Below are 3115 nucleotides of genomic sequence, written 5' to 3' on the forward strand. Positions count from 1 at the left end.
GTCAGCCTCGGGTCGCTGCGTGTGCTCCGAATCAAGAACAGACTAGATATTTATCGGTAAGGCGGAAAAATGAGTGTTTCAAGCGTAATCGCAAGGCAATTTGATCGGGCAACCCTTATTGCATTTGCATGTGTGATTGTTCTGCTTCTGATCGGAGCAATGGTTGAACCTGCCTTTCTGTCACCGAAATATTTGATCCAGCAGCTTCATACCGCGTCTTTCCTGGGGGTGGTGGCAAGTGGTGTGATGCTGGTCATTCTGCTGGGGCATATTGATCTGTCCATTCCCTGGACAATCGGTGTTGGCGGCATGATGGCAACCGGTGCGACCGGATTCCTGGGGCCCGAGTGGGGCGTTACACTTGCCGTTCCATTCGGCGTTCTATGCGGTGCATTGATCGGAACGGTAAATGGCCTGGGTGTGGCATATTTGCGTGCGCCAGCCATGATCTTCACGCTCGGTATGAATGCCGTGGCGCAAGGCCTTATGGTTTATCACACCGGCGGTTTTGCCCCGCAGGATCGGGCGACCGAATTCATGCGCGAATTAGCTGTCGGACATTTCATTCCGGGTATTCCCAATCCGCTTCTGATCTGGATCATTTTGGGGGCGGCGATTGTCTTCATGTTGAACCGGTCCGTTCTTGGTCGACGGATCTATGCCGTCGGAAATCAGGAACGTTCAGTCTTTCTGAGTGGTGTTGATACCCGCAAGGTCATTTTGGCTTGTTTTATCTTTTCCGGTGCGTGTGCAGCGTTAACGGGCGTTCTGTTGGCGGGATGGGCCAACCGGTCCTATCAGGCGATGGGCGATCCATACCTTTTGCCGACGATTGCGGCGATTATTCTTGGCGGGACGAATGTTCTGGGTGGTCGGGGTAAGTATGTTGGGACGGTTGCGGGCGTCATTTTGATTACCATCCTGCAATCGATGCTCTCGGTGGTTCAGCCGCAGAGGTATTTTGCTCAACTTGGTGTTGATATTCCTGCCGACACCTTCCGACAGGTGGTGTTCGGGGTCGTGATCATCGGGATGTTGTTGATTTATGGGCGGCAACAGTTGGTGCGTTAAGGTCCTTTGCGCTTAGGGGCGTAAACTTTCGACATCAGATACATTTAGCAAAGGACGTTCAATTGGCTAACTGTGCCGCAGACAAGCATCAAGATGCATTCGGTATGGTGGAACCCTATCAGGTTCTTGACCGTCGGTTCCGCGACCTTGTGTTGCCAAATGTCAGGCTGAGAAAAATTTCTGGCGGGCATTTGTGGACAGAGGGGCCTGTTTGGTTTCCAGCGCATCAGTGCCTGTTGTTCTCTGACATTCCAAATCAGAAGATTTTCCGTTGGATGTGTGATGGTTCGGTCAATGTGTTCCGGGATAATTCAGACTTTGCCAACGGCAATACGATCGACTTGAACGGTCGTCTGATTACCTGTCAGCACGGCACGCGATCGGTGACACGAACCGAACATAACGGCGCAATCACCACGCTTGCCGATGGATTTGAGGGCAGGCGGCTTAATTCACCAAACGACGTTGTCGTCAAATCCGATAGGTCCATCTGGTTCACCGACCCGACCTACGGAATATTGTCGAACTATGAGGGCTACAAGGCCACACCGGAACAGAAATATAACAACGTATTTCGCCTTGATCCTGTAACGGGGACTTTAACCAGTGTGACATCGGAGTTTCATAAGCCAAACGGGTTAGCATTCTCGAACGATGAGGCGCTGCTTTATATCGCCGAATCAGGCAGCAGCCACGACGAGGCTATACCGGCGGTCATTCGGGTTTACGACGTTGTTGACGGAAACAGACTTGAAAATGGTCGTGACTTTGCCGAGATCGATCAAGGTTTGCCGGACGGGATTAGAGTAGATTGCTATGGCAATGTCTGGAGTTCTGCGGCCGACGGTGTGCACTGCTTTGATCCGACAGGTGTTCTGCTTGGCAAGATACTGGTGCCCGAAACGGTATCGAATTTAACGTTTGGCGGTGCCCGGGGGAACGAGCTTTTGATTACGGCAACGACAAGCGTCTACGCCATACATGTCAACAGCGAAGCATTGGTTCTATAGCTTAAATCTTTGGCAGATTTTAGATCCGGCGCAGTCGCTTATTGGCCGTCAAACCTGAAAATAAGCGAGGTGTTAATCCCGCCAAATGCAAAATTGTTACTCATCAGATGTTCGGCTTGGATATTTCTGGAACTGCCTGAGATGTAGTCCAGCTCGGCGCAGGCGGGATCGACCTCGGACAGGTTTGCAGTCGCAACGAAGTTGCTTTCACTCATCATTTCCAGCCCCAGCCAGGCTTCAATCGCGCCGCACGCACCAAGGCTGTGGCCAAAGTGACCCTTAAGGGTGTGAATCGTGACCGCACGATCGAAAACAGCACGCGTAGCTTCACTTTCGGCGATATCACCGTGGTCAGTTGCAGTGCCATGTCCACTGACAATGTCGATGTCATTGCCACACAGCCCAGCATCATCAAGAGCCCCCTGAAGGGTGCGGGCCATTGTTTTGCTGGCTGGGTGCGTTATGTGTGAGCCATCGGAGTTGGTCGCAAACCCGACAATCTCGCCCAGAATTTTTGCTCCGCGTGCCTTGGCATGCTCGTATTCTTCAAGGATCAGGGTGCCCGCACCTTCGCCGATCACCAAGCCATCGCGTTTGACGTCATAAGGACGGGGTGTTGCTTCTGGCGCATCATTGCTGACACTGGTTGCAAACAGCGTATCAAACACGGCCACCATGGTCGGGCATAGTTCCTCAGCACCACCGGCGATCATGACATCTTGCTTGCCATATTTGATTGCCTCATACGCATATCCGATCCCCATGCTGCCAGATGTGCAGGCGGTTGATGTGGGAATGATCCGCCCGGTAATCCCGTAAAGAACACCGATATTTACCGCTGCTGTATGGCTCATCATCTGAATGTAGCTGGTCGCGGTGATCGCGTTGCTATCGCCGTGTTCCATCAGGCGGGTAAAGCCAAGGACCGGCGGGGTGCTGCCAAATGACGATCCATATGCGATGCCCAGCCGCCCACCTTCAAGCAATGCGGTATCATTCCGCAAACCCGCCATTTCAAGCGCGTCGTCGGTTGC

At 52.7% G+C, this 3115-nt stretch carries 3 protein-coding genes; 2 read left to right on the forward strand and 1 reads right to left on the reverse strand.

Translation table 11 applies throughout. The features are described from left to right. Positions 1-69 precede the first annotated feature (69 nt). Together B3Z49_RS15450 and B3Z49_RS15455 are read left to right on the forward strand one after the other, a co-directional pair. Positions 70-1071: an ABC transporter permease gene (locus B3Z49_RS15450; RefSeq protein ID WP_296992486.1), complete on the forward strand. Its 1002-nt coding sequence runs from the start codon at positions 70-72 to the stop codon at positions 1069-1071. Positions 1072-1220: 149 nt separating this feature from the next. Next, positions 1221-2081: an SMP-30/gluconolactonase/LRE family protein gene (locus tag B3Z49_RS15455; RefSeq protein ID WP_296992488.1), complete on the forward strand. Its 861-nt coding sequence runs from the start codon at positions 1221-1223 to the stop codon at positions 2079-2081. 38 nt (positions 2082-2119) lie between these two features. Here B3Z49_RS15455 and B3Z49_RS15460 read toward each other — a convergent pair. Next, positions 2120-3115, reverse strand: a 996-nt coding sequence (locus B3Z49_RS15460; protein ID WP_296992490.1) for a beta-ketoacyl-ACP synthase, incomplete at its 5' end; no start/stop codon positions are given.

The sequence above is a fragment of the Thalassospira sp. UBA1131 genome (assembly GCF_002311515.1).
Lineage (GTDB): Bacteria > Pseudomonadota > Alphaproteobacteria > Rhodospirillales > Thalassospiraceae > Thalassospira.